Below are 21,881 nucleotides of genomic sequence, written 5' to 3' on the forward strand. Positions count from 1 at the left end.
ACCAGCCGAAGCTGGCTCTTCCTTCTCCCTCCGGGAGAAGGTGCCCCGAAGGGGCGGATGAGGGGACGGGCGCCGCTCGGCGCGTGGTCGGATCCTACGGCCGCCGCGTCCGGCTGGAACATGCGCCTACACGCCGGAAGCGCGCTTCCAGAAACCGTGCATCAACAGCGGCAGCTTGCCGGCCAGGCCCAGCAGCGGGCCGCGCAGCAGGGTCAGGTGCAGCTCGTCGTTGGAGAACAGGCGGTTGATCGCATCGAAGCCATAGGCCGCCACGGTGTTGTCGCTGCGGCGGCCGCGCGCCCAGCGCGCCAGCCGCTGCGGTGCCGCCCAGTCCACGCGCTGCGCCTGCGCCTGCCGCACCAACCCCGCCAGCGCGGCAACGTCGCGCAGGCCGAGATTGACGCCCTGCCCGGCCAGCGGATGCACCACGTGCGCGGCATCGCCCAGCACCAGCAGGCGACCGCGCTGGTAGGCCTCCACCAGTTGCCGGCGCAACGGGAACCCCAGCCGCGGCGACAGCGCGCGCACCGCGCCCAGGCGCGCGCCGAAGGCCTGGGTCAGTTCGGCGCCGAACGCCGCATCGTCCAGCGCCAGCACCCGCGTCGCCTCGGCGTCGGGCAGGGTCCAGACGATCGAACTGCGGCCATCGGCGAACGGCAGGAACGCCAGCGGCCCGCCCGGCAGGAAGCGCTGCCAGGCGGTGTCCTGGTGCGGTTGTTCGGTCTGCACGAAGGCGACCACGCCGCGCTGGCCGTAGTCGTGCGCCCGCGCGTCCAGCCCGGCCAGCCCGCGCAGGGTGGAATCGGCACCGTCGGCGGCGATCGCCAGGCGTGCGTCCAGGCGGCTGCCGTCGTCCAGGCGCAGGCGCGCACGTTCGGCCGAGGGCTCCAGCGCCTCCACCCGCGCCGGGCAATGCACCTGCACGCCGGCCGCCGGCAGCGCCGCCCATAGCTGTTCGACCAGCAGGCTGTGTTCGACGATCCAGCCGAGCTGGTCGCGGCCCAGGGTGTCGGCGTCGAAGGCCAGTTCGCCACCGCCACCGGCATCCCACACGCGCATGCGCCGGTAGGCGCTGGCGCGGTTGGCGACGACCTGCGGCCACACGCCCAGCCCCTGCAGCAGGGCGGCATTGTCGGGGGCGAAGGCGTACACGCGCAGGTCCGGCGTGTCGGCCGACCAGCGCGGCGGCTCGCGGCCCTCGACCAGGGCCACCGCCAGGCCTTCGCCGGCCAGGGCCAGCGCGCAGGCCGCGCCGACCACGCCGCCACCCACCACCACCACATCCAGCACGCCACGCCGACTCATGCGCGCGTCTCCCGGCACAGCTGCGGCACATCGCCGCGGAAGCCCATCGCGCCGCCGACCAGGAACGACTGCAGCGGCGCGGCCTGCGCTGCCGCCAGCAGGCCCAGGCTGCGCAGCGGGCGCAGCAGCGGGGTCGGATTGGCGGTCAGCCGCGCCAGCCCGCCGGAGAACGTCACCGTGCGCTGGCGATCCTGCTCGCGGCGCTGCGCGTACCGCTGCAGCAGTGCCGGCGCGCCCGGATCGGTGCCGTCGCGCTCGATCAGTTCGGCCAGGGTCAGCGCATCGCGCAGGCCCAGGTTGAAGCCCTGCGCGCCCAGCGGGTGCAGGGTCTGCGCGGCATTGCCCAGCAGCACCGCGCGTGCGGCGGTCAGCCGCTCGGCCAGTACCTGCACGATCGGGTAGGCGCTGCGCTCGCCGCTGCCCAGCAGGCGGCCGACGCGCCAACCCAGCGCGTCCTGAAGCCGCTGCAGCCAGGCGCCCTCGTCCAGCGCCGCCACCGCATCCGCGTCCTCGGAGGCGACGGCGTGGATCGCGCCGTAATGGCGGTCGCCGCGCGGCAGCAGCGCGGTCGGGCCGTCGTCGCGGAAGCGCTCGTAGGCGGTGCCGTCGGGCTGGCGGCTGCCGCGCACCCGCGCCACGAACAGGGTCTGCTGGAAATCGTGGCGTGTTGCGGCGATGCCCAGGGCCTCGCGCACCGCGCTGGCGCTGCCGTCGGCACCGACCAGCAGACGCGTGTGCAGGACCTGCTCGCTGCCGTCGCGCACGATCCGCAGGCGGCGCACGCCGTCCTCGGTGTCGGCCTCCAGCGCCACGAACTGCGCCGGGCGATAGCGGGTGAGCCGCGTGGTCGCGGCCAGACTGGCCTCCAGCGCCTCGCCGAAGTCGCGCGCGACCACCACCTGGCCGAAGGCCTCGCGCCCGTAGTCGGCCGCCTCCAGCCGGACCCGGCCGAAATCACCCGCGCGGCTGACGTGAATACGGCGGATCGGCCCGGTCGGCGCGCGCAGCCGCTGCATCACCCCGAGCGCGCCCAGCGCATTGACCGTGGCGGCGGCGAAGCTGAGATTGCGCTGGTCGAACACCGGCGGCAGCGCGCCCGGCGGCGCGGCTTCGACCAGGCCCACGTCGATCCCCAGCCGGTCCAGGGCGATGGCCAGGCTGGCGCCGACCAGGCCGCCGCCGACGATCACTACGTCATGTCGTTTGCTCATCCGGCCATGATACGACCCGCACCCGTCTGCCCGGTGAGCGCCGCCGCCCAGCTTGCGCAGCGCAGGCCGCCCCGGCGCGCCGCACTCGCGCGCCGCGCTTCCAGTAGAATCCGGGGTCTTACGTGCACCGGTGCCCGCCGCCATGACGCCTTCCGCCCACCGTCTCCCTGCCCTGCTGCTGTTGGCCGCGCTGCTGGCCGCGACCCGCATCAACCACTTCGGGGCGATCCCGGACGCGTCGTGGGCGGTGTTCTTCGTCGGCGGCTTCTATCTGCGCAGCTGGACCCGCTGGGCATTCCCGCTGCTGATGGCGCTGGCGGTGCTGGTCGACTACCTGGTCATCCGCGGCCAGGGCCTGGATTTCTGGCAGCACTACTGCGTGTCGCCGGCCTACTGGTGCCTGATCCCGGCTTACTTCGTGCTGTGGGCCGGCGGCGCCTGGCTGGCGCGGCGCTACCGCGGCGCCGACTGGCGCGCCCTGGGCCTGGCCGCCGCCAGCCTGCTGGTGGCGGTGGCGCTGTGCCACCTGCTGGCGCAGGGCAGCTTCTACTGGGTCAGCCGCAGCGTGCCGACCCCGACCATGGCCGGCTGGTGGCAGAACTACAGCGACTGGCTGCTGCCGTACCTGGGCAGCGCCAGCCTGTACGTGTCGCTGGCCGCGGCGATCCAGGTCGGCGTCGAGCAACTGGCGCGGCTGGGCCAGCGCGGCCAGCCGGTCGGTCACTGACCGGGATGGGCAACCGCCTCTCCAAGATCTACACCCGCACCGGCGACGACGGCAGCACCGGCCTGGGCGACGGCAACCGGGTCGGCAAGGACTCGGCGCGGGTGGCCGCCTACGGCACCGTGGACGAAGCCAATTCGGCGATCGGTGTGATCCTGGCCTGCCCGCTGGCCGAGGACGTGCGGCAGCTGCTGACCGCGATCCAGCACCAGTTGTTCGATCTTGGCGGCGAGCTGTGCATCCCCGGCCACGCCGCGATCCAGGCCGCCGACATCGATGCGCTGGAACGGCACCTGGACCGCTACAACGACACCCTGCCGGCGCTGCAGGACTTCATCCTGCCCGCCGGCGGCGAAGCCGCGGCGCGCTGCCACCTGGCGCGCACCATCGTGCGCCGCGCCGAGCGCGAGACGGTGGCGCTGTCGCGCCAGGACGCGGTGCGCCCGGAAGCGGTGCGCTACCTCAACCGCCTCTCCGACCTGCTGTTCGTGCTGGCGCGGGTGCTGGCGCGGGCCGACGGCCACGGCGAAGTGCTGTGGCGCCACGACCGGCGCCAGGCCTGAGCGACGCCCGGGCCGCGGCGCGCATGCTGATCTACACCCATACTGCCTGCCTGGGCCACGCGCCCGGACCGGAACACCCGGAACGGCCGGAGCGCCTGGACGCGGTGACGACGGCACTGCGCGAGGCCTTTCCGGCGCTGGAGTGGCGCGAGGCACCGCTGGCCAAGCTCGGCGACTTGGCCCGGGTCCATGAGCGCGACCTGATCGACCGCGTGCTGGCCGACCTCGACGGCCCGCAGATGCTCGACGTTGACACGGTGATCTCGCCCGGCTCGCGCGCCGCCGCACTGCGCGCCGCCGGCGCCGGCGTCGCCGCGGTGGATGCGGTGATGCACGGCGCCAGCGACACCGCGTTCTGTGCGGTGCGCCCGCCCGGCCATCACGCCACCGCCGACACCGCGATGGGCTTCTGCCTGTTCAACAACGTCGCGGTCGCCGCCGCCCATGCCCGCGATGCGCATGGCCTGGAGCGGATCGCCATCGTCGATTTCGACGTGCATCACGGCAACGGCACGCAGGCGATCTTCGAGCGCGAGTCGAAGGTGCAGTACCTCAGCACCCACCAGTCCGGGCTGTTCCCGCACACCGGCGGGGTCCACGACCGCGGCGTCGGCAACCTGCACAACGCACTGCTGCCGCCGGGCAGCGGCGGCTTCCGCTTCCGCAACACCTGGGCCGACCAGATGCTGCCGCTGCTGGACGCCTTCAAGCCGCAGCTGCTGCTGATCTCGGCCGGCTTCGACGCGCACATGCGCGACCCGCTGGCCGACCTGATGCTGGAGACCGAGGACTTCGGCTGGATCACCGCCGAACTGCGCGCGGTGGCGCAGCGGCACGCGCGCGGCCGGGTGGTGTCCCTGCTGGAAGGCGGCTACGACCTGCAGGCGCTGCGCGAGGGCAGCGTCGCCCACGTCGACGCGCTGCGCTGAGCGCGGGTCATCCAGGCAAAGGAGGGCCACACGGTGAGTGCGCGGCGCCGGCTAGGCCCGACCGGCGTGCCCGGACTGGATGGCGCGCCCTGGGCGCCGATGAACCCCGTCCCCCGGCGCCGGGACGCCTTCATTGCCCCTATGCACGGGATGGGGCAAGCTAGCGACCGTTTTAGCCCGATACCTGACGCGCGTGCGCCGAACCATTCGCCTGCTCCCTCTTCCGTTCAGTATCGCCCTCTGCCTGCCGGCCGTGGCGGCTGAAAAGCCGCCGAACTGGGGCCTGTGCCCGACCCCGGACGTGCTGCCAAAGTTCGACGACGCGCAGCAGCCGGACCCCAAGCTCGCGCAGAACCGCGACCAGCAGCCGACCAATATCGAAGGCGATCAGCTGTCGGGCACCACCACCATCCCGAACTACACCGGCAACGTCGCGCTCAAGCGCGGCGACCAGTTCATGGGCACCGACAGCCTGCGGGTGGACACCGAGACCGGCAACTACATCGCCGAAGGGCATGTGCGCTACCAGGATTCGTCGATCCGCATGATCGCCGACCGCGCCGAAGGCAACCAGGACACCGACACCCACAAGATCACCAACATCCGCTACCAGCTGCTGGCCCGCCGCGGCAACGGCAAGGCGGATTCGGTCGACCTGCAAGGCGCGCTGGGGCAGATGCACCGCTCCACCTACACCACCTGCGACCCCTCGCAGCGGGTGTGGGAACTGCACGCGCCGGAAATCGATGTCGACAACGACGAGGGCTTCGGCACCGCGCGCAACGCGATCCTGAAGGTTTACAACTTTCCGGTGCTGTATGCGCCCTGGTTCAAATTCCCGATCGACGATCGCCGCAGCAGCGGTTTCCTGTTCCCGGCGCTCGGCATGTCCAGCCGCAACGGCTTCGACTACACCCAGCCGTACTACCTGAACCTGGCGCCGAACTACGACGCCACCCTGTATCCGCGCTTCATGGCCCGCCGCGGCCTGATGCTGGGCAGCGAATTCCGCTATCTCTACGAGGGCGGCAAGGGCGAGCTGCAGGCGGCCTACCTGCCCGACGACAAGCTGCGCGACAAGGATCGCGGCCGCTTCAGCTACCAGGGCTACCACAACATCAATTCGCAGTGGCAGGCGCGCGCCTCGCTGGCCTGGGTCAGCGACGAGCGCTACACCGAGGATTTCTCCAACCGCCTGCTCGGCAACGCGGTGTCCAACATCCAGAGCACGATCGGCGTCTACGGCACCGGCGAGACCTGGACCGCGGGCCTGATGGCCGACCGCTGGCAACTGACCGACTACACCCTGACCGAGGACGCGCTGCCGTACAACCGCCAGCCGCGCGCTTTCTTCAACTGGGACCAGTCGTTCGGCAACTACTTCGAAGCCGGCCTGTACAGCGAAGCCGTGCGCTTCGTGCACGACGACATCCACCAGAAAACCACCGACGGCACCTACGAGCGCACCGGCGTGGTGACCCCACGCCCCGGCGGCAGCCGCCTGGACCTCAAGCCCTACATCTCGATGCCGCTGGCCGGCGCCGCCTGGTTCCTCAAGCCGACCCTCGCCTGGCGCTACACCGCGTATCAGCTGGACAAGGATCTGGCAGCCACGCTCGGCGGCGACACCACGCCCTCGCGCAGCCTGCCAATCGCCACGGTCGACGCGGGCCTGTACTTCGACCGCGATACCAAGTGGGGCAACACCAACTATCTGCAGACCCTGGAACCGCGGCTGTTCTACCTGTACACGCCGTACCGCGACCAGAACGACCTGCCGATCTTCGACACCCGCGAGTTCACCTTCAGCTGGGGCCAGTTGTTCCGCGATTCGCGCTATACCGGCGCCGACCGCCAGAACGATGCCAACCAGCTGACCATGGCGCTGAGCTCGCGCCTGCTGCGCCAGGACGACGGCAAGGAGAAGCTCTCGGTCAGCCTCGGCCAGATCCTGTACTTCAGTGATTCCCGGGTCAGCCTGCCGGACAGCGACACCACCATCGAGCAGGGCAAGTCGGCCTGGGTGGCCGATGCCAACTACATGGTCAACGACCGCTGGACCCTGGGCGCCACCTATCAGTGGGATCCCAAGTACCACCGCAAGGATCTGGCCAGCTTCCGCGCGCGCTATCTGATGCCCGGCGATGGCATCGTCAACATCGGCTACCGCTATCGCCGCGACCTGCTGGAGCAGGCCGACGTCTCGTTCCTGTACCCGATCAATCCGACCTGGAGCGTGGTCGGCCGGCACTATTACTCGCTGATGGACAAGAAGCCGCTGGAGAGCATCCTCGGCGTGCAGTGGGACAGCTGCTGCCTGGCAGTACGGGCGCTGGCGCGCCGCTACGTGCGCAACCGCACCGGTGCGCTGGATACCGCGTTCCAGATCGAGTTCGTGCTCAAGGGCCTGTCCTCCCTGGGCCAGGACACGGACCGCGTTCTGCGCCGTGCTATTCTCGGCTACAACCGCGACGACCTGTACTTGGTCCCGCCCAGCAACACCACGACCGATCCGGACGCTTACGATCCGAACCAGATTCCATGACCAAGACCCTTTCTGTTTTTCTCGCCGCCCTGATGGCGGTCGCCGGCGTGTCCGCTCCGGCCGCCGCGCAACAAACCCAACCGCTGGACCGCATCGCCGCGGTGGTCGACGAGGATGTCGTGCTGCAGAGCGAGCTGGATCGTGCCGTGCGCAACGTGAAGGCGCAGTATGCCGGCCGCGAGGCGCAGCTGCCGCCGGATAACGTACTGCAGCGGCAGGTGCTCGAGCGCCTGATCCTGGTCAAGCTGCAGGTCGCGCGCGCCAACAGCACCGGCATCCGCGTCGGCGACGACGAGCTGAACCGCGCCATCGCCAGCATCGCCCAGCAGAACGGCACCGACGTGGACGGCCTGCGCAAGAAGCTGGCCGCCGACGGCATGTCCTACACCGACTTCCGCAACTCGGTGCGCGACGAGATCACCGTGCAGCGCCTACGCCAGAGCTTCGCGCAGAGCCGCATCAACGTCAGCGAGGCCGAAGTCGACGCGGCGCTGGCGCAGCAGGCCACCACCGGTGCCCAGTACCACCTGGCGCACATCCTGGTCGGCCTGCCGGAAGGCGCCACCGCCGAGCAGATCAAGACCGCCCAGGGCAAGATCGACGGGGTCAAGAACCTGATCGACAAGGGCGAGATCGACTTCAACGCCGCCGCGGTGCGTTACTCCGACAGCCCCAATGCGCTGGAAGGCGGCGACCTGGGCTGGCGCAGCCTGGACGAAATCCCCAACGCGTTCGCGCAGCTGATCCGCGACATGAAGCCGGGCCAGGTGGTCGGCCCGCTGCGCGGCCCCAGCGGCTTCCAGCTGCTGAAGCTTGTCGAGGTGCGCGATGCCTCGGCCAATCCGGAGAAGAAGACCGTCACCGAGTACCACGCCCGCCACATCCTGATCCGGGTCAACGACGCGCAGCCCGACGCGGCCGCCAAGGCCAAGATCGAGACCCTGCGTGCGCGCATCGCCGGCGGCGCCGACTTCCAGGCCGTGGCCAAGGAAGCCTCCGAAGACACCAACAGCCGCAGCCAGGGCGGCGACCTGGGCTGGTTCCCGGCCGACGCGTTCGGCCCGGACTTCGGCCAGCACGTGGCAAGCCTGCAGGACGGCCAGATCTCGCAGCCGTTCCGCACCGAGGCCGGCTGGCACATCGTGCAGCGCGTCGGCGAGCGCCAAACCGACGTGACCAGCGACACCCAGCGCGCCCAGGTCCGCGAAACCATCGGCCGCCGCAAGCTGGAAGAGGAATACAACCGCTTCCTGCAGGAGATGCGCGGCGAAGCCTACGTCGACATGCGCGTGGGCAACACCGACGCCGCCACCGCGCCGGCGGCCACGCCGGCGCCGGCGCCCGCCGCCAAGCCCTGATCCATGCGTCCCTCGCTCGCGCTGGTGCCGGGCGAGCCGGGCGGGATCGGCCCGGAGCTGTGCGTGCGGCTGGCGCAACAGCCGCGTCACGATTGCCAGCTCCTGGCCTTCGCCGATCCCGACACCTTGCGCGCCGCCGCTGCGGCGCTGGCGCTGCCGCTGCAGTTGCTGCCCGAATCCAGTCCCGCCCACGCCCCTGGCGACCTGCGCCTGCGCACGGTCGCCAATGCCGTGCCCAGCCGCTTCGGCGCGACCGAGCCGGCCAATGCCGCGGCAGTGATCGCTGCGCTGACCCAGGCCGCCGACGCCTGCCTGAGCGGCGAACTGGCCGGCATGGTCACCGGTCCGGTGCACAAGGCCGCGATCAACGCCGGCGGCATCGCCTACACCGGCACTACTGAACTGTTAGCCCAGCACGCCGGCCGCGAGGTGGTGATGATGCTGGCCAACGCCATCGTGCGTGTGGCCCTGGTCACCACCCATCTACCGCTGCGCGCGGTCGCCGATGCGCTCACGCCGGCGCTGCTGGAACGCAGCCTGCGCATCACCGAGGCCGCCTTGCGCTGCGAGTTCGGCATCGCCACCCCGACCATCGCGGTGCTGGGGCTGAACCCGCATGCCGGCGAAGATGGGCACCTGGGCCTCGAGGAGATCCAGGTGATGCAACCGGTGCTGGACGCCTTGCGCGCGGAGGGCATGCGCCTGCTCGGTCCGCTGCCGGCCGATACCGCGTTCCTGCCGCAGAAGCTGGCGAGCGTGGACGCGGTGCTGGCGATGTACCACGACCAGGGCCTGCCGGTGCTCAAGTACAGCGGATTCGAGCAGGCGGTGAACCTGACCCTGGGCCTGCCCTACCCGCGCGTCGCGGTCGATCACGGCACCGCGCTGGAGTTGGCCGGCCGCGGCGTGGCCGACCCGTCCAGCCTGTTCGCCGCCACCGCGCTGTGTGCGCAACTGGCCGCACGCCGCGCGCAGTCCTAGGCCCGAACGGCGTTCGCCGATCTGCCGCAACCCGACGTTCCCGGTGATGCCGGTCGCGGCCAACGCCGCTGTTACGTGGCCGCATGCGCGCGCCACCCCGTGCATGCCGATAAAATGCCACGCATGACTTCCTCTCCCGGCTTCGGCGCCCCGGCCAAGAAATCCCTTGGCCAGCACTTCCTCAGCGACCGCCACTACATCGACAGCATCGTGCGCGCGGTCGACCCCAAGCCGGGCGACCGGCTGGTCGAGATCGGCCCCGGCCAGGGCGCGATCACCTTCCCGCTGCTGCGCCGGCACGGCCAGCTGACCGTGATCGAATTCGATCGCGACCTGATCGCGCCGCTGACCGCGGCGGCGGCCGGCGTCGGCGAACTGACCATCCTCAACCGCGACGTGCTGTCGGTGGATTTCGCCGCCCTGGCCGAGGGCGCGACCATCCGCCTGGTCGGCAACCTGCCGTACAACATTTCCTCGCCGATCCTGTTCCATGCGCTGGACCACGCCGCGGCGATCGCCGACATGCACTTCATGCTGCAGAAGGAAGTGGTCGACCGCATGGCCGCCGACCCCGGCAGCAAGGTCTACGGCCGGCTCAGCGTGATGCTGCAGGCCTACTGCGAGGTGACCTCGCTGTTCGTGGTGCCGCCGGGCGCGTTCCGGCCGCCGCCGAAGGTGGATTCGGCCGTGGTACGGCTGGTGCCGCGGCCGCCGCAGACGGTGGGCATCGCCGATCCCAAGCGCTTCGCCGATGTGGTCCGTGCCGCGTTCGGACAGCGCCGCAAGACCTTGCGCAACGCCTTGAACGGGGTCTGCGATGCCGCGCAGTTCGAGGCCGCGGGCGTGCGCCCGGACGCGCGTGCCGAGCAGCTCGAGGTCGCCGACTTCGTGCGCCTGGCCAATAGCGCACAAGCCTGAGCGGACGTCCCGCGCGGCACGCGCATGCATGCGTGGTGCGAAGGTCTGCGCGCGCGTTGCTCCGCTTCTTGCATGCTGGCCCAGGCATCGCCGACCGCGCCGTAATCGGCGCCGCAGCATGGCGAGCCGCCCAACACGGATCGCCGCTCCAACGCCCCTCCTGCACACTGCCCGCGGCAACGACAGGCCCGCACGGGCGACTCGCGCAGGCGGCAGCCAGGGCCGCTGCCGCGCGCCAGCCGCCTGGCAGTGACAACCGTTGACGCATCTCGCCTCAAACGGCAAAACACACTCTAAACTGTGGGGATGAACGATGACGCCCCCTATCGGATCGAGGTCGAAGTGTCGCCCCGATTCCTCGACGACCAATCGGCGCCGGAGGACGGACGCTACACGTTCGCCTACACGATCCGCATCCACAACCGCGGCCGCGTCGCCGCGCGCCTGATCGCCCGCCACTGGGAGATCACCGACGGCAACGGCCGCATCGAGCGCGTGGACGGCGATGGCGTGGTCGGCGAACAGCCGCGGCTGCGCCCGGGCGAGGATTTCCGCTACACCTCCGGGCTGGTGCTGGAGACCGAGCACGGCACGATGCGCGGCCACTACGACATGGAGGCCGACGACGGCACCCACTTCATCGCCGCGATCGCGCCGTTCGTGCTGTCCGTGCCGCGGACCCTGCACTGATGGCGGTCTGGGCGATCGGCGACCTGCAGGGTTGCTACGACATCACCCAGCAACTGCTGGAGAAGATCCGCTTCGATCCGGCGGTGGACCGGCTGTGGTTCTGCGGCGACCTGGTCAACCGCGGCGGGCAGTCGCTGGAAACCCTGCGCCTGGTGCACTCGCTGCGCGAACACAGCGTGGTGGTGCTGGGCAACCACGACCTGTCGCTGCTGGCGATCGGCGAGCGCAGCCCGGACGAGCAGCGCAAGGTCAATCCGGACCTGCAGCGCATCGTGCTGGCCGAGGACCGCGACGAACTGCTGACCTGGCTGCGCATGCAGAAGCTGCTGCACGCCGACCGCGAGCTCGGCTGGATGATGATCCACGCCGGCCTGGCGCCGAAGTGGACCACCGCGCTGGCCGAGAAGCACGCGCGCGAGGTCGAGCAGCAGTTGCACGGCAACGGCTACCGCAAGCTGTTCCGCAACATGTACGGCGACCGCCCGGCATGGTCGCCGGGCCTCACCGGCTACGACCGCTCGCGCGCGATCATCAACCTGTTCACCCGTGCCCGCTACTGCACCCCGCGCGGGCGCATCGCGATCGAGGAAAAGGGCACACCCGGCACCCAGGCGCAGGGCCTGTACCCCTGGTTCGAGGTGCCGGGACGGGTCGAGCGCGACCTGAAGATCGTCTGCGGGCACTGGTCGACGCTGGGCCTGACCATCACCCAGGGCGTGCACGCGATCGACACCGGCGCGGTCTGGGGCGGCAAGCTCACCGCCCTGCGCCTGGACAGCGAGGACCTGCAGGTCGTGCAGGTCCCCGGCCGCCCGGTGCAGGGACCGCCGCCGGCGGCGCGCAGCGGCACGCCGCGGCGGCGCGGCGCACCAAGCCGTGGCCAGGCGCCGGCTGCCTCTGCGCCCGCGCAGGAGTGAGTTTCACGCGCTCCGTTGCGCTCTCGTAGGAGCGGCTTCAGCCGCGACAGACGTCCCGGGAATGCCCGTCGCGGCTGAAGCCGCTCCTACGAAAGCCTGGCGGCGCCTACATCGCGCCAGACCGGCGCCGGTAGTCCACGAATTCGAAGGCCAGCGCATGCCGCGCATCGGCCGGGTGCGCCTGCCGCGCCACCACTTCCCACTGCGCCGGATCGAACGCGGGAAAATGCGCATCGGCACCGTCGACCACGGTGTCGACATGGGTCAGGTACAGCGCCTCGGCCAACGGCAGGGCCAGGGCGAAGATGTCGCCGCCGCCGATCACCGCCAGTTCCGTGGCGCCGGCTTCGCGCGCGGCGTCGATCGCCGCCGGCAGCGATGCCACCGCCTGCATGTCCGCGAACGGCACCTGCCCGGAACGGGTCATCACCAGGTTCAAGCGCCCGGGCAGCGCGCGCCCCAGCGACTGCGCGGTCTTGCGCCCCATCAGCACCGGCTTGCCCAGCGTCAGCGCCTTGAACCGCTTGAGATCGTCCGGCAGGCGCCACGGCAGATCGTTGTCGCGGCCGATCGCATTGGCCCGATCCAGCGCCGCAATCAGGGAAATCCGGGGCCCGGGACCCGGGACCCGGGACTCGTCGCTCCGCATCTGCCCCGATGTCGCCGCTTGCGCTTTTGCCGGGTCCCGGGGCCCGGGTCCCGAGTCCCGGCTGCTCATACGGCCACCGGCGCCTTGATCGCCGGATGCGGGTCGTAGCCCTCGATGGCGATGTCGTCGTAGGTGAAAGCGAACAGATCGGTGACCTCAGGATTCAGCCGCAGCCGCGGCAACGGCCGCGGCGTGCGCGCCAGTTGTTCGCGCGCCTGTTCGAAATGGTTGGAGTACAGGTGCGCATCGCCCAGTGTGTGCACGAAATCGCCCACGCCCAGACCGGTGGCCTGCGCCACCATGTGGGTCAGCAGCGCATAGCTGGCGATGTTGAACGGCACGCCGAGGAAGATGTCGCCGCTGCGCTGGTACAGCTGGCAACTGAGCTTGCCGTCGACCACATAGAACTGGAACAGGCTGTGGCACGGCATCAGCGCCATCTGCGGCAATTCGGCCACGTTCCAGGCGCTGATCACCAGCCGCCGCGAATCCGGATTGCGCTTGATCTCGTCCACCAGCCACTGCATCTGGTCGATCTCGCGGCCGTCGGCGCCGGTCCAGCGCCGCCACTGCTTGCCGTACACCGGGCCGAGTTCGCCCTGCGCATCGGCCCACTCGTCCCAGATGCTGACCTTGTTGTCCTTGAGATAGGCGATGTTGGTCTCGCCCTTCAGGAACCACAGCAACTCGTGCACGATCGAGCGCAGGTGCAGCTTCTTGGTGGTGACCAGGGGGAAGCCGTCGTTGAGGTCGAAACGCATCTGCCAGCCGAACACGCTGCGCGTGCCGGTGCCGGTGCGGTCGGATTTCTCCGCGCCATGCTCCAGCACGTGCTGCAGCAGGTCCAGGTACTGCTTCACTTGGCCACCTCCGGCGGCGGCACCGGCTGCAGCACGGGCGCGCTGCGCGAGCGCCACAACAGGAATACGCCCAACAGGATCAGCGGAATGCTCAGCTGCTGCCCGCGGGTCAGCCAATGGAACGCCAGGTAGCCGAGCTGCGCATCCGGCACGCGCACGAATTCCACGGCGAAGCGGAACACGCCGTACAGCAGCGCGAACAGGCCGGACACCGCATAGCGCGCGCGCGGCTTCATCGAGAACGTCCACAGCACCACGAACATCACCAGGCCTTCCAGCGCCGCTTCGTACAGCTGCGACGGATGGCGGGCATAGCCGTCCAGCAGGCCCGCGGCGTACTGCTGCTGCAGTTGCGCGGCGCTCATCAGGCTCTCCAGGGCCGGTGCGTTGGCCACCCCATCCGTCGCTGGCGCGTGCGGGAAGATCACGCCCCAGCCGGCGTGGGTCAACTTGCCCCACAACTCGCCGCCGACGAAATTGCCGATGCGGCCGAAGCCCAGGCCCAGCGGCACCAGCGGCGCGATGAAATCGACGGTGTCGAAGAAATGCAGGCGTGCCTTGCGCGTCCACCACAGGCAGGCCGCCAGCACGCCCAGCAGGCCGCCGTGGAAGCTCATGCCGCCGTCCCACACCTTGAAGATCAGCAGCGGATTGGCCAGGAAATCGGACAGCGCGTAGAAGAGCATGTAGCCGATGCGCCCGCCCAACACCACGCCGAGCATCGCGTAGAACAGCAGATCGGAAAAGCCGTCCTCGTTCACCCCGGGCAGGCGACCGGCGCGGATGCGGCGGCGGCCCAGCCACCAGGCCGAGATGAAGCCGGCCAGATACATCAGCCCGTACCAATGCACCTTCACCGGACCGAACGAGAAGGCGATGGGATCGATCTGGTGGAGATAGGTCATGCGCAGGCGTCGGCCGGGGGCAAAGAGCGCCTATTCTGCCACCGACTCCGCTACTTGCCGCGATTTGCGGACGGCACAGTGGGGTGGCGCTTCATCTGCTGGCAGGCGCACGCGTCTGCCACCGACTCCGCTGCTTGCCGCCATTTGCGGACAGTACAGCGGGGTATCGCTTCATCTGCCGGCAGGCGCACGCGTCTGCCACCGACTCCGCTGCTTGCCGCGATTTGCGGACAGTACAGCGGGGTAGCGCTTCATCTGCTGGCAGGCGCACGCGTCTGCCACCGACTCCGCTGCTTGCCGCGATTTGCGGACGGCACAGCGGGGTGGCGCTTCATCTGCCGGCAGGCGCAGACGTCTGCCACGGAATTCGCTGCTTGCCGCGATTGCGGACGGCACAGCGGGGTAGCGCTTCATCTGCTGGCGGGCGCATACGTCCACCGCCGACCGCGCGTGTCACCGCTGCACAGTCAGACACGTCGCGCTCTCCCGTAGGAGCGGCTTCAGCCGCGACGGGATTTACCGGGAAGCCCGTCGCGGCTGAAGCCGCTCCTACGGGAGGGATGCATCGGCGGCAAGTCCGGTGCGGAAACCCAGACCAAGCACATGGCTTGGATCGACCGCATGTGGGCGGCATCCGCACTCGCCGCATACCTGCCGGAAGCCAGCCTCCTTGTCCGCCACATCGACGCCAAAACGCCGCGTGTCATCTGGCGGCAGAACACACCCAGACTCCAGGCGCTCAGTCCAGCACCTGCGGCAGGTTCGGCAGCTCGTTCTCGCCCTGCTGGCCCGGCTGCGCCGGGAAGTGCGCGGCCAGCAGCGCCGAGACTGCGCCGACGCCGGCGATCACCGCCTGCTCCGGCTGGCCGGCGCGCATGTCGCGCTCGATCAGCGCGCAGACCTGGCGCCACTGCGCCGCGTCCACCCGCCCACGCAGGCCGCGGTCGGCGACGATCTCGATGTGGTGGTCGGCCAGCAGCAGGTAGATCAGCACGCCGTTGTTGGCCTCGGTATCCCAGGTGCGCAACTGCGCGAAGGCCTGCTCGGCGCGCAGCCGCGGCGCCACGCCGCGCAGCACCTGCGCCGGCGCCAGGCCCGACTCCACCGCGAACATCACCTGCCCGCTGTGCAGCCGCTCGCCGTCTGCAATCGCCGCGCCGATGCGCTCCAGGCTGGCCGCCGGGAACAGGCGCTGCGCAGATGGCGCGAACAGGTGCCGGAGCAGGCGCATCACCAGCTCCCCGAGGCGCCACCGCCTCCGGAACTGCCCCCGCCGCCACCCCAGCCGCCTCCGCCGCCGCCCCAACTTCCTCCGCCACCGCCGCCCCAGCCACCGCCGAAGCCGCCGCCTCCCCAACCTCCGCCGCCCCAGCCGCCCCAACCGCCACCGCCAGCCGAGCGGCCCGGCGCGATCCCGACGAACAGGCCCAGCAACAGGCCGATCGCCCCAGTCAGCGCACCGACGAACAGCGACAGGCTCAACACCAGGCCGACGCCACCGCCGACCACGCCGCTCAGCACACCGCGCACAGGCCGCGACAGCCGCGCGAACAGCACCTGCGCGACCAGCGCCGCGAACAGGCCGGCGAAGAACCCGAATCCCAGGCCGCCGCCGCGCGAGGCCGAGGCATGCGCACTCACCGGCGCCGGTAACGCCTCGCCGTCGATCAGCTTGACCAGCATCGCGGTCGCTTCGGCAATCCCGCCGCTGTAGTCGCCGGCGCGGAAGCGCGGCACCAGGTACTCCTGGATGATGCGGTTGGCGGTGGCGTCGGGAATCGCGCCCTCCAGGCCGTAGCCGGGCTGGATGCGCACGCGCCGGTCGTCCTTGGCCACCACCAGCAGTACGCCGTCGTCCACGCCCTTGCGGCCGAGCTTCCACTGGTCGAACACGCGCTGGGTGTATTGCTCGATGCTTTCCGGGGCGGTGCTGGGCACCACCAGCACCTGCAACTGGCTGCCCTTGCGCTGCTGCAGCTGCACCGCCTGCCGGTCCAGCTCCAGGCGCTGGTTCGGCGTCAGCGTGCCGGTGGTGTCCACCACCGGCGCATCCAGCGGCGGGATCGGCGCCTGCGCCTGCGCCCAGGCCACGCACGGCAGCAGCGCCAGCAGCAGCGCCAGCCAGACGCAGGCGCGGCGATGGCCGGGCACGCGGTGGATGAGGCCGCGCGACGCCGCCGCACGCTCAGCCGACACGGATGTGGAACGCACGCTCGTGCCCGCCCGCGGCGGCGCTTACTGCGCCGGCGCCGGCTGCTGCGGTTGCTGCGGCGCGGACGCCGGCTGGCCGCCGAAGTTCACCGCCGGCGCCTCGGAGATCTGCGCTTCGTTCTCCACCGAGAAGTTGGGCTTTTCCTTGTAGCCGAACAGCTTGGCGGTGATCACCTGCGGGAACGACAGGATGTAGGTGTTGTAGTCCTGCACCGCCTGGATGTAGCGGCCGCGCGCGACGGTGATGCGGTTCTCGGTGCCTTCCAGTTGCGCCTGCAGGTCGCGGAAGGCCTGGTCGGATTTCAGGTTCGGGTAGTTCTCGCTGACCACCAGCAGCCGCGACAGCGCGCTGGACAACTGGCCCTGCGCCTGCTGGAACTGCTGCAGCGACGCGGCGTCGTCGGCGTTGACCTGCACCTGGCCGACGCGGGCGCGGGCGTTGGTCACGTCGGTCAGCACCTGCCGCTCCTGGTCGGCATAGCCCTTGACCGTGTTGACCAGGTTCGGCACCAGGTCGGCGCGGCGCTTGTACTGGTTCAGCACTTCCGACCAGCCGGCCTTGACCGCCTGGTCCTTCTGCTGGATCGCGTTGTAGCCGCAGCCGGACAGCAATACCGCCAGCGCGGCCAGGAACAGGGAGCGGGACAACAGGCGCATGCGATGACTCCGGCAGATGACTGCGCGCAGCTTGCCACGCCGCCGGTGAAAACGCAGCCGACCTCAGCCGTGGCTCACCACTTGCCGGCGCCGGGCACCTGGTGCGCCGCGGCGCGCCGGCGCATCAGCAGGTTCAGCCACTCCACCAGCACCGAGAAGCCCATCGCCGCGTAGATGTAGGGCTTGGGCACGTGCACGTCCAGGCCATCCAGGATCAGCACCACGCCGATCATCAGGATGAAGGCCAGCGCCAGCATCTTCACCGTCGGGTTGGCGTCGATGAAGCGGCCCAGCGGATTGGCCGCCAGCAGCATCACCGCCACCGCCAGCAGTACCGCGGCGATCATCACCGGGATGTGCTGGGCCATGCCCACCGCGGTGATCACCGAATCCAGCGAGAACACGATGTCGATCACCGCGATCTGCGCGATCACCATCCAGAACACGCCCGAGGCCTTGCTGGTGGTGGGGTCTTCGTCCTCGCCGCCGGTGATCAGTTCGCGGATCTCCATGGTGCCCTTCACCAGCAGGAACAGGCCGCCGATGATCAGCACCAGGTCGCGGATCGAGATCCCCATGCCGGCGACGCTGAACAGCTCGCCCTGCATGCGCGCCAGGAACGCCAGCGATACCAGCAGCGCGATGCGGGTCAGGCAGGCCACGGCGATGCCGAACTTGCGCGCGGCCGGGCGCTGCGCCTCCGGCAGCTTGCCCACCGCGATGGAGATGAACACCAGGTTGTCGATGCCCAGCACGATCTCCAACGCGCTCAGCGTCAACAGCGTCAGCCAGGTGTTGGGGTCGGCGAGAAACTCGAGGGCCATGGCGTCGGGTCCTTTAACAGAAGAAGAAACGGGCGGCGATCACAGCAGGCGCGGCAGCAGGATCAAGCCCCAGCACAGCACCACGTTGGCCAGCATCACGAAGACCGCGGCCGAGCCCATGTCCTTGGCGCGGCCGGCCAGCTCGTGATGCTCGGGGCCGTAGCGCTCGATCACCGCCTCGATCGCCGAATTGAGCAGTTCCACCGCCAGCACCAGCAGCAGCGAGCCGATCATCAGCACCTGCTGCACCGGCCCCTGCCCCAGCCACAGCGCCAACGGCGCCAGGATCAGGCACAGGCACACCTCCAGGCGGAACGAGGACTCGTGCAGCCAGGCTGCGCGCAGCCCCTGCCAGGACCAGCGTGCCGCCATCAGCATGCGGCGCGGCCCGCGCGGCAGATGCCCGAACTGGTCGGCCACGGCTCAGCCCCGTCCCAGGCAACGGGGACGCGACGACGACGGCCGGAAGGAATCGGTCATGGGCAAGGGCGCAGCGGGATAGGCCGCAATTTTGCCACAAGCCCCGCGGCGGCGCCCGGCATCGCCGTGGATTTGCCTGCATGCGGCGCCTGCGGCACCATCGCCGATCCCCTAGCTTCGAGGAGGCGTCATGCCCCGTTCGCCGCTGCGCGCACCGCTGCTCGCCCTGAGTCTGTTCAGCCTGTCCCTGCTGGGCCTGTCGCCGGCACGGGCGCTCACCCCGCCTGCGCCGCCCAGCGTGCCCGACCAGGTCTCCAATGCCGCCTGGGAAGAGGACATGGCGCGGTTCGCCAAGGACGATGCCGCACATCCGGTCAAACCCGGCGGCGTGCTGTTCGTCGGCAGCTCCTCGATCCGCTTCTGGACCTCGCTGGCCACGGACTTCCCCGGCGTGCAGACGCTCAACCGCGGCTTCGGCGGCTCGGAGATTCGCGACAGCACCTGGTACGCCGACCGCATCGTGGTGCCGTACAAGCCGCGCCTGATCGTGTTCTACGCCGGCGACAACGACCTCAACAGCGGCCGCAGCCCGCAACAGGTGCGCGACGACTTCGTGGCCTTCGTGACCCGGGTGCACCGCGACCTGCCCAAGACCCGCATCGTCTACCTGTCGATCAAGCCCAGCCCCTCGCGCGCGGCGCTGATGCCGAAGATGGCCGAGGCCAACGCGCTGATCCGCAAGGCCGCGGCCGGCCTGAAGCAGGTCCAGTTCGTCGACGTCTACACGCCGATGCTGGGCGCCGACGGGCAGCCCCGTGCCGAACTGTTCGGACCGGACAAGCTGCACATGAACGCGGCCGGCTACGCGCTGTGGCGCGATACGCTGCGGCCGTACCTGGCTCCCTGACAGGCGGTGAACGGCCTCGCGCAGACGGCGCACTGGCGGCTGCCGGCCGGCACGGTCGGCGGCGTCCGCCGGGGGTTTTCCGCTCGCCATGGCACGGAGTAAGCCAGGATGCCCAGAGCCCTGGTCATCGAAGACGATGAAGTGACCGCCCGCGACATCGTCGCCGAACTCGGCGCGCATGGCTTCAGCGCCGACTGGATCGCCGACGGGCGCGACGGCCTGCAGCGCGCGCTGGCCGATGGCTACGACATCATCACCCTCGACCGCCTGCTGCCCGGCATGGACGGCATCGACGTGGTCTCCGAACTGCGCAAGCGCGCGGTGCAGACGCCGGTGCTGATGATCAGCGCGCTCTCGGAGGTGGACGAGCGCGTGCGCGGCCTGCGCGCGGGCGGCGACGACTACCTGACCAAGCCGTTCTCGCCCGACGAACTGGTGGCACGCGCCGAAGTGCTGGTACGCCGCCATCGCAACGCGGCGGCCACGCCCGAGACCCGCCTGCGCGTGGCCGACCTCGAACTCGACCTGGTCCGCCACAACGCACTGCGCGCCGGCCAGCCGCTCGCGCTGCTGCCCACCGAGTTCCGCCTGCTCGAGTTCCTGATGCGCAACGCCGGCCAGGTGGTGACGCGGCAGATGATCTTCGAACACGTCTGGGGCTTCCATTTCGACCCGGGCACCAACGTGATCGACGTGCATATCGGCCGCCTCCGCCGCAAGATCGACGGCAACGGCCAACCACCGCTCATCCGCACGATGCGCGGCTCGGGGTATGTCCTTGCCCCCGCTGAGTGACGCCTGGCGCTCGGCCACGACGCGGCTGATCCTGATCTACGGGGCGCTGTTCGCGATCTGGTGCATCGTGCTGCTGGGCATCGTGCAATGGGAGTCCACGCGCTACCTGTCGCACGTGATCGACCAGATGCTGGTCGCGCGCATCCATTACCTGGAGAACACCGACCCCCGGCGCCTGGCCGACACGGTGGGCGAAGCCAACGCCATCGACATCCAGGGCTTCATGTGGGTCGGCCTGTTCGACCCGCAGGGACGCCGCATCGCCGGCAATATCGCCGAGATCCCCAAGGACGTGGCCACCGATGGCAGCGTCGGCCTGGTCAGCGCCAGGCTGATCGGTGCCGGCAACGACCGCCTGACCCAGGCCCGGGGCATCGCCCGGGAACTGCCGGACGGGCGGCGTCTGGTCGTGGCCAAGGCGAGCACCGTGATCGACGGGCTGACCACCATCATCTACCGGGGGCTGTTGTGGGGACTGTCCCTGACCCTGCTGCCGGGGCTGCTCGGCGGCATCCTCCTCGCGCGCGGGCCGGCGCGGCGCATCCGCGCCATCCAGCAGGCCATGCAGCCCATCCACCGCGGCGACCTCAGCGTGCGCCTGCCGGTGTCGCGGCGCGGCGACGAGGTGGACCTGCTGGCGGCCACGGTGAACCGGACCCTGGACGAGGTCGAGCGCCTGCTCGGCGAGGTGAAGGGCGTCACCGACAACATCGCCCACGACCTGCGCACCCCGCTGACGCGCATGCGCACGCGCCTGCACCGGCTGCAGCAGCAGTTCGAGGAGCGCCCGGAAGGCGCGCAACTGGACGCCTGCGTGAGCGAGATCGACACCGTGCTGACCCGATTCCGCGCGCTGCTGCGCGTGTCGGAACTGGAAGACCGCCAGCGCAGCGCCTGCTTCTCGACGATCGACCTGGACGCGCTGCTGCACGACGTCCATGCGTTCTACGCGCCCTTGGCCGAGGACCGCGGGCAGGTCTTCGACCTCGCGCTGCAGCCGCTGCCCGCCGTGCACGGCGATCCGCACCTGCTGTTCGAGGCACTGGCCAACCTGGTCGGCAATGCGATCAAGTTCACCCCCGATGGCGGGACGATCCGCCTGCTGGCAGGGACCGACCAGCACGGCAACGCCCGCATCGATGTCGCCGATACCGGACCCGGCATCGCCCCCGACGAACGCAAGACGATCTTCCGCCGCTTCTATCGCGCCGACCAGACCCGCTCCCAGCCCGGGTGCGGCCTGGGGCTGGCGATCGTCAGCGCCATCGTCCGCCTGCATGGCTACGACCTGCAGGTGGGCGGCGACGCGGGCGGCGCGGTGTTCTCGCTGCTCTGCCCGCCCGCCACGTCGGCGCAGCACGCACGCGGCGCGCCCGGCCCGGCCTGACACACGGGCCGCCCGTGCCGGCAGGGCACCGATCCGCCCGGCGTGCCCGCCACTGGCGCCCAAGCCGTTGAACCAGCGCGCGTTTGCGCCCAGGGCCGGGCTATCTAAATAAATCTTCATGACGC

The 21,881-nt window shown here is 70.3% G+C and carries 22 protein-coding genes; 12 read left to right on the forward strand and 10 right to left on the reverse strand.

The window, feature by feature from the left end; translation table 11 throughout:
* Positions 1-126 precede the first annotated feature (126 nt).
* A complete protein-coding gene (locus tag NUG21_RS16620) occupies positions 127-1,305 on the reverse strand; it encodes a UbiH/UbiF family hydroxylase (protein WP_263391434.1) in 1,179 nt (392 codons plus the stop codon).
* A complete protein-coding gene (ubiH, locus tag NUG21_RS16625; protein WP_317852468.1) occupies positions 1,302-2,726 on the reverse strand; it encodes a 2-octaprenyl-6-methoxyphenyl hydroxylase in 1,425 nt (474 codons plus the stop codon). The genes NUG21_RS16620 and ubiH overlap by 4 nt, the downstream gene beginning before the upstream one ends.
* Here ubiH and NUG21_RS16630 point away from each other — a divergent pair.
* The 9 genes from NUG21_RS16630 (at position 2,659) to NUG21_RS16670 (ending at position 12,141) form a co-directional block, all read left to right on the forward strand.
* The gene (locus NUG21_RS16630) at positions 2,659-3,243 is read left to right on the forward strand and encodes a hypothetical protein (RefSeq protein WP_263391436.1); all 585 of its coding nucleotides are present in this window, start codon (positions 2,659-2,661) and stop codon (positions 3,241-3,243) included. The genes ubiH and NUG21_RS16630 overlap by 68 nt on opposite strands.
* A 5-nt stretch (positions 3,244-3,248) precedes the next feature.
* Positions 3,249-3,803 carry a cob(I)yrinic acid a,c-diamide adenosyltransferase gene (locus NUG21_RS16635; protein ID WP_160948399.1) on the forward strand — a complete coding sequence of 185 codons (555 nt, stop codon included), beginning with the start codon at positions 3,249-3,251 and terminating at the stop codon, positions 3,801-3,803.
* Between the two features lie 23 nt (positions 3,804-3,826).
* The gene (locus NUG21_RS16640) at positions 3,827-4,732 is read left to right on the forward strand and encodes a histone deacetylase family protein (protein WP_263391437.1); all 906 of its coding nucleotides are present in this window, start codon (positions 3,827-3,829) and stop codon (positions 4,730-4,732) included.
* A gap of 193 nt (positions 4,733-4,925) precedes the next feature.
* Positions 4,926-7,277 carry an LPS-assembly protein LptD gene (gene lptD, locus NUG21_RS16645; protein WP_263391438.1) on the forward strand — a complete coding sequence of 784 codons (2,352 nt, stop codon included), beginning with the start codon at positions 4,926-4,928 and terminating at the stop codon, positions 7,275-7,277.
* Positions 7,274-8,635, forward strand: a complete 1,362-nt coding sequence (locus NUG21_RS16650; protein ID WP_242081725.1) for a peptidylprolyl isomerase — start codon at positions 7,274-7,276, stop codon at positions 8,633-8,635. Before lptD ends, NUG21_RS16650 begins: the two co-directional genes overlap by 4 nt.
* 3 nt (positions 8,636-8,638) lie before the next feature.
* Positions 8,639-9,616, forward strand: coding sequence for a 4-hydroxythreonine-4-phosphate dehydrogenase PdxA (pdxA, locus tag NUG21_RS16655; RefSeq protein ID WP_263391439.1), 978 nt, complete (start codon positions 8,639-8,641; stop codon positions 9,614-9,616).
* Positions 9,617-9,739: 123 nt separating this feature from the next.
* A complete protein-coding gene (gene rsmA, locus NUG21_RS16660) occupies positions 9,740-10,534 on the forward strand; it encodes a 16S rRNA (adenine(1518)-N(6)/adenine(1519)-N(6))-dimethyltransferase RsmA (RefSeq protein ID WP_263391440.1) in 795 nt (264 codons plus the stop codon).
* 306 nt (positions 10,535-10,840) lie between these two features.
* Positions 10,841-11,224 (forward strand): Co2+/Mg2+ efflux facilitator ApaG/CorD, encoded by a 384-nt coding sequence (gene apaG, locus NUG21_RS16665; RefSeq protein WP_010340000.1) that lies wholly within the window; start codon positions 10,841-10,843, stop codon positions 11,222-11,224.
* Positions 11,224-12,141 carry a symmetrical bis(5'-nucleosyl)-tetraphosphatase gene (locus tag NUG21_RS16670; RefSeq protein WP_263391441.1) on the forward strand — a complete coding sequence of 306 codons (918 nt, stop codon included), beginning with the start codon at positions 11,224-11,226 and terminating at the stop codon, positions 12,139-12,141. Before apaG ends, NUG21_RS16670 begins: the two co-directional genes overlap by 1 nt.
* 106 nt (positions 12,142-12,247) lie before the next feature.
* Here the strand turns inward: NUG21_RS16670 and NUG21_RS16675 are convergent, their stop codons facing one another.
* The 8 genes from NUG21_RS16675 to NUG21_RS16710 form a co-directional block, all read right to left on the reverse strand.
* On the reverse strand, positions 12,248-12,790 hold the full coding sequence (locus tag NUG21_RS16675; protein ID WP_263391442.1) for a dihydrofolate reductase: 543 nt from the start codon (positions 12,788-12,790) through the stop codon (positions 12,248-12,250).
* Between the two features lie 65 nt (positions 12,791-12,855).
* Positions 12,856-13,650, reverse strand: a complete 795-nt coding sequence (locus tag NUG21_RS16680) for a thymidylate synthase (RefSeq protein WP_263391443.1) — start codon at positions 13,648-13,650, stop codon at positions 12,856-12,858.
* Complete coding sequence (gene lgt, locus NUG21_RS16685) at positions 13,647-14,555, reverse strand: prolipoprotein diacylglyceryl transferase (RefSeq protein WP_019797630.1); 909 nt, start codon at positions 14,553-14,555, stop codon at positions 13,647-13,649. Before lgt ends, NUG21_RS16680 begins: the two co-directional genes overlap by 4 nt.
* Positions 14,556-15,294: 739 nt before the next feature.
* Positions 15,295-15,786, reverse strand: coding sequence for a TPM domain-containing protein (locus tag NUG21_RS16690; RefSeq protein WP_263391444.1), 492 nt, complete (start codon positions 15,784-15,786; stop codon positions 15,295-15,297).
* Complete coding sequence (locus tag NUG21_RS16695) at positions 15,786-16,706, reverse strand: TPM domain-containing protein (RefSeq protein ID WP_263393104.1); 921 nt, start codon at positions 16,704-16,706, stop codon at positions 15,786-15,788. The genes NUG21_RS16690 and NUG21_RS16695 overlap by 1 nt, the downstream gene beginning before the upstream one ends.
* 84 nt (positions 16,707-16,790) lie before the next feature.
* Complete coding sequence (locus NUG21_RS16700; protein WP_160948054.1) at positions 16,791-17,423, reverse strand: LemA family protein; 633 nt, start codon at positions 17,421-17,423, stop codon at positions 16,791-16,793.
* 74 nt (positions 17,424-17,497) lie between these two features.
* The gene (locus NUG21_RS16705) at positions 17,498-18,247 is read right to left on the reverse strand and encodes a TerC family protein (RefSeq protein WP_019796876.1); all 750 of its coding nucleotides are present in this window, start codon (positions 18,245-18,247) and stop codon (positions 17,498-17,500) included.
* 39 nt (positions 18,248-18,286) lie between these two features.
* Positions 18,287-18,667: a diacylglycerol kinase gene (locus NUG21_RS16710; protein ID WP_019796877.1), complete on the reverse strand. Its 381-nt coding sequence runs from the start codon at positions 18,665-18,667 to the stop codon at positions 18,287-18,289.
* Positions 18,668-18,857: 190 nt separating this feature from the next.
* Between NUG21_RS16710 and NUG21_RS16715 the strand changes: the two genes are divergently transcribed.
* From NUG21_RS16715 to NUG21_RS16725, 3 genes are all read left to right on the forward strand, one after another.
* Positions 18,858-19,574 (forward strand): SGNH/GDSL hydrolase family protein, encoded by a 717-nt coding sequence (locus NUG21_RS16715; protein WP_242160724.1) that lies wholly within the window; start codon positions 18,858-18,860, stop codon positions 19,572-19,574.
* A 108-nt stretch (positions 19,575-19,682) separates the two neighbouring features.
* Positions 19,683-20,369 (forward strand): response regulator transcription factor, encoded by a 687-nt coding sequence (locus tag NUG21_RS16720; RefSeq protein ID WP_160948056.1) that lies wholly within the window; start codon positions 19,683-19,685, stop codon positions 20,367-20,369.
* The gene (locus NUG21_RS16725; protein WP_263391445.1) at positions 20,347-21,756 is read left to right on the forward strand and encodes a sensor histidine kinase; all 1,410 of its coding nucleotides are present in this window, start codon (positions 20,347-20,349) and stop codon (positions 21,754-21,756) included. Before NUG21_RS16720 ends, NUG21_RS16725 begins: the two co-directional genes overlap by 23 nt.
* Positions 21,757-21,881 lie beyond the last annotated feature (125 nt).

It is taken from the genome of Xanthomonas sp. CFBP 8445 (genome assembly GCF_025666235.1).
Taxonomy (GTDB): Bacteria; Pseudomonadota; Gammaproteobacteria; order Xanthomonadales; family Xanthomonadaceae; genus Xanthomonas_A; species Xanthomonas_A indica.

Coding starts and splice junctions, on each gene's coding strand:
- NUG21_RS16620 (WP_263391434.1), bottom strand. CDS start 1,305: ATGAGTCGGCGTGGCGTGCTGGATGTGGTGGTGGTGGGTGGCGGCGTG.
- NUG21_RS16630 (WP_263391436.1), top strand. CDS start 2,659: ATGACGCCTTCCGCCCACCGTCTCCCTGCCCTGCTGCTGTTGGCCGCG.
- ubiH (WP_317852468.1), bottom strand. CDS start 2,726: ATGCGGGTCGCGGCCAGCAGCGCGGCCAACAGCAGCAGGGCAGGGAGA.
- NUG21_RS16635 (WP_160948399.1), top strand. CDS start 3,249: ATGGGCAACCGCCTCTCCAAGATCTACACCCGCACCGGCGACGACGGC.
- NUG21_RS16640 (WP_263391437.1), top strand. CDS start 3,827: ATGCTGATCTACACCCATACTGCCTGCCTGGGCCACGCGCCCGGACCG.
- NUG21_RS16650 (WP_242081725.1), top strand. CDS start 7,274: ATGACCAAGACCCTTTCTGTTTTTCTCGCCGCCCTGATGGCGGTCGCC.
- pdxA (WP_263391439.1), top strand. CDS start 8,639: ATGCGTCCCTCGCTCGCGCTGGTGCCGGGCGAGCCGGGCGGGATCGGC.
- rsmA (WP_263391440.1), top strand. CDS start 9,740: ATGACTTCCTCTCCCGGCTTCGGCGCCCCGGCCAAGAAATCCCTTGGC.
- apaG (WP_010340000.1), top strand. CDS start 10,841: ATGAACGATGACGCCCCCTATCGGATCGAGGTCGAAGTGTCGCCCCGA.
- NUG21_RS16670 (WP_263391441.1), top strand. CDS start 11,224: ATGGCGGTCTGGGCGATCGGCGACCTGCAGGGTTGCTACGACATCACC.
- NUG21_RS16675 (WP_263391442.1), bottom strand. CDS start 12,790: ATGCGGAGCGACGAGTCCCGGGTCCCGGGTCCCGGGCCCCGGATTTCC.
- lgt (WP_019797630.1), bottom strand. CDS start 14,555: ATGACCTATCTCCACCAGATCGATCCCATCGCCTTCTCGTTCGGTCCG.
- NUG21_RS16690 (WP_263391444.1), bottom strand. CDS start 15,786: ATGCGCCTGCTCCGGCACCTGTTCGCGCCATCTGCGCAGCGCCTGTTC.
- NUG21_RS16700 (WP_160948054.1), bottom strand. CDS start 17,423: ATGCGCCTGTTGTCCCGCTCCCTGTTCCTGGCCGCGCTGGCGGTATTG.
- NUG21_RS16705 (WP_019796876.1), bottom strand. CDS start 18,247: ATGGCCCTCGAGTTTCTCGCCGACCCCAACACCTGGCTGACGCTGTTG.
- NUG21_RS16715 (WP_242160724.1), top strand. CDS start 18,858: ATGCCCCGTTCGCCGCTGCGCGCACCGCTGCTCGCCCTGAGTCTGTTC.
- NUG21_RS16720 (WP_160948056.1), top strand. CDS start 19,683: ATGCCCAGAGCCCTGGTCATCGAAGACGATGAAGTGACCGCCCGCGAC.
- NUG21_RS16725 (WP_263391445.1), top strand. CDS start 20,347: ATGTCCTTGCCCCCGCTGAGTGACGCCTGGCGCTCGGCCACGACGCGG.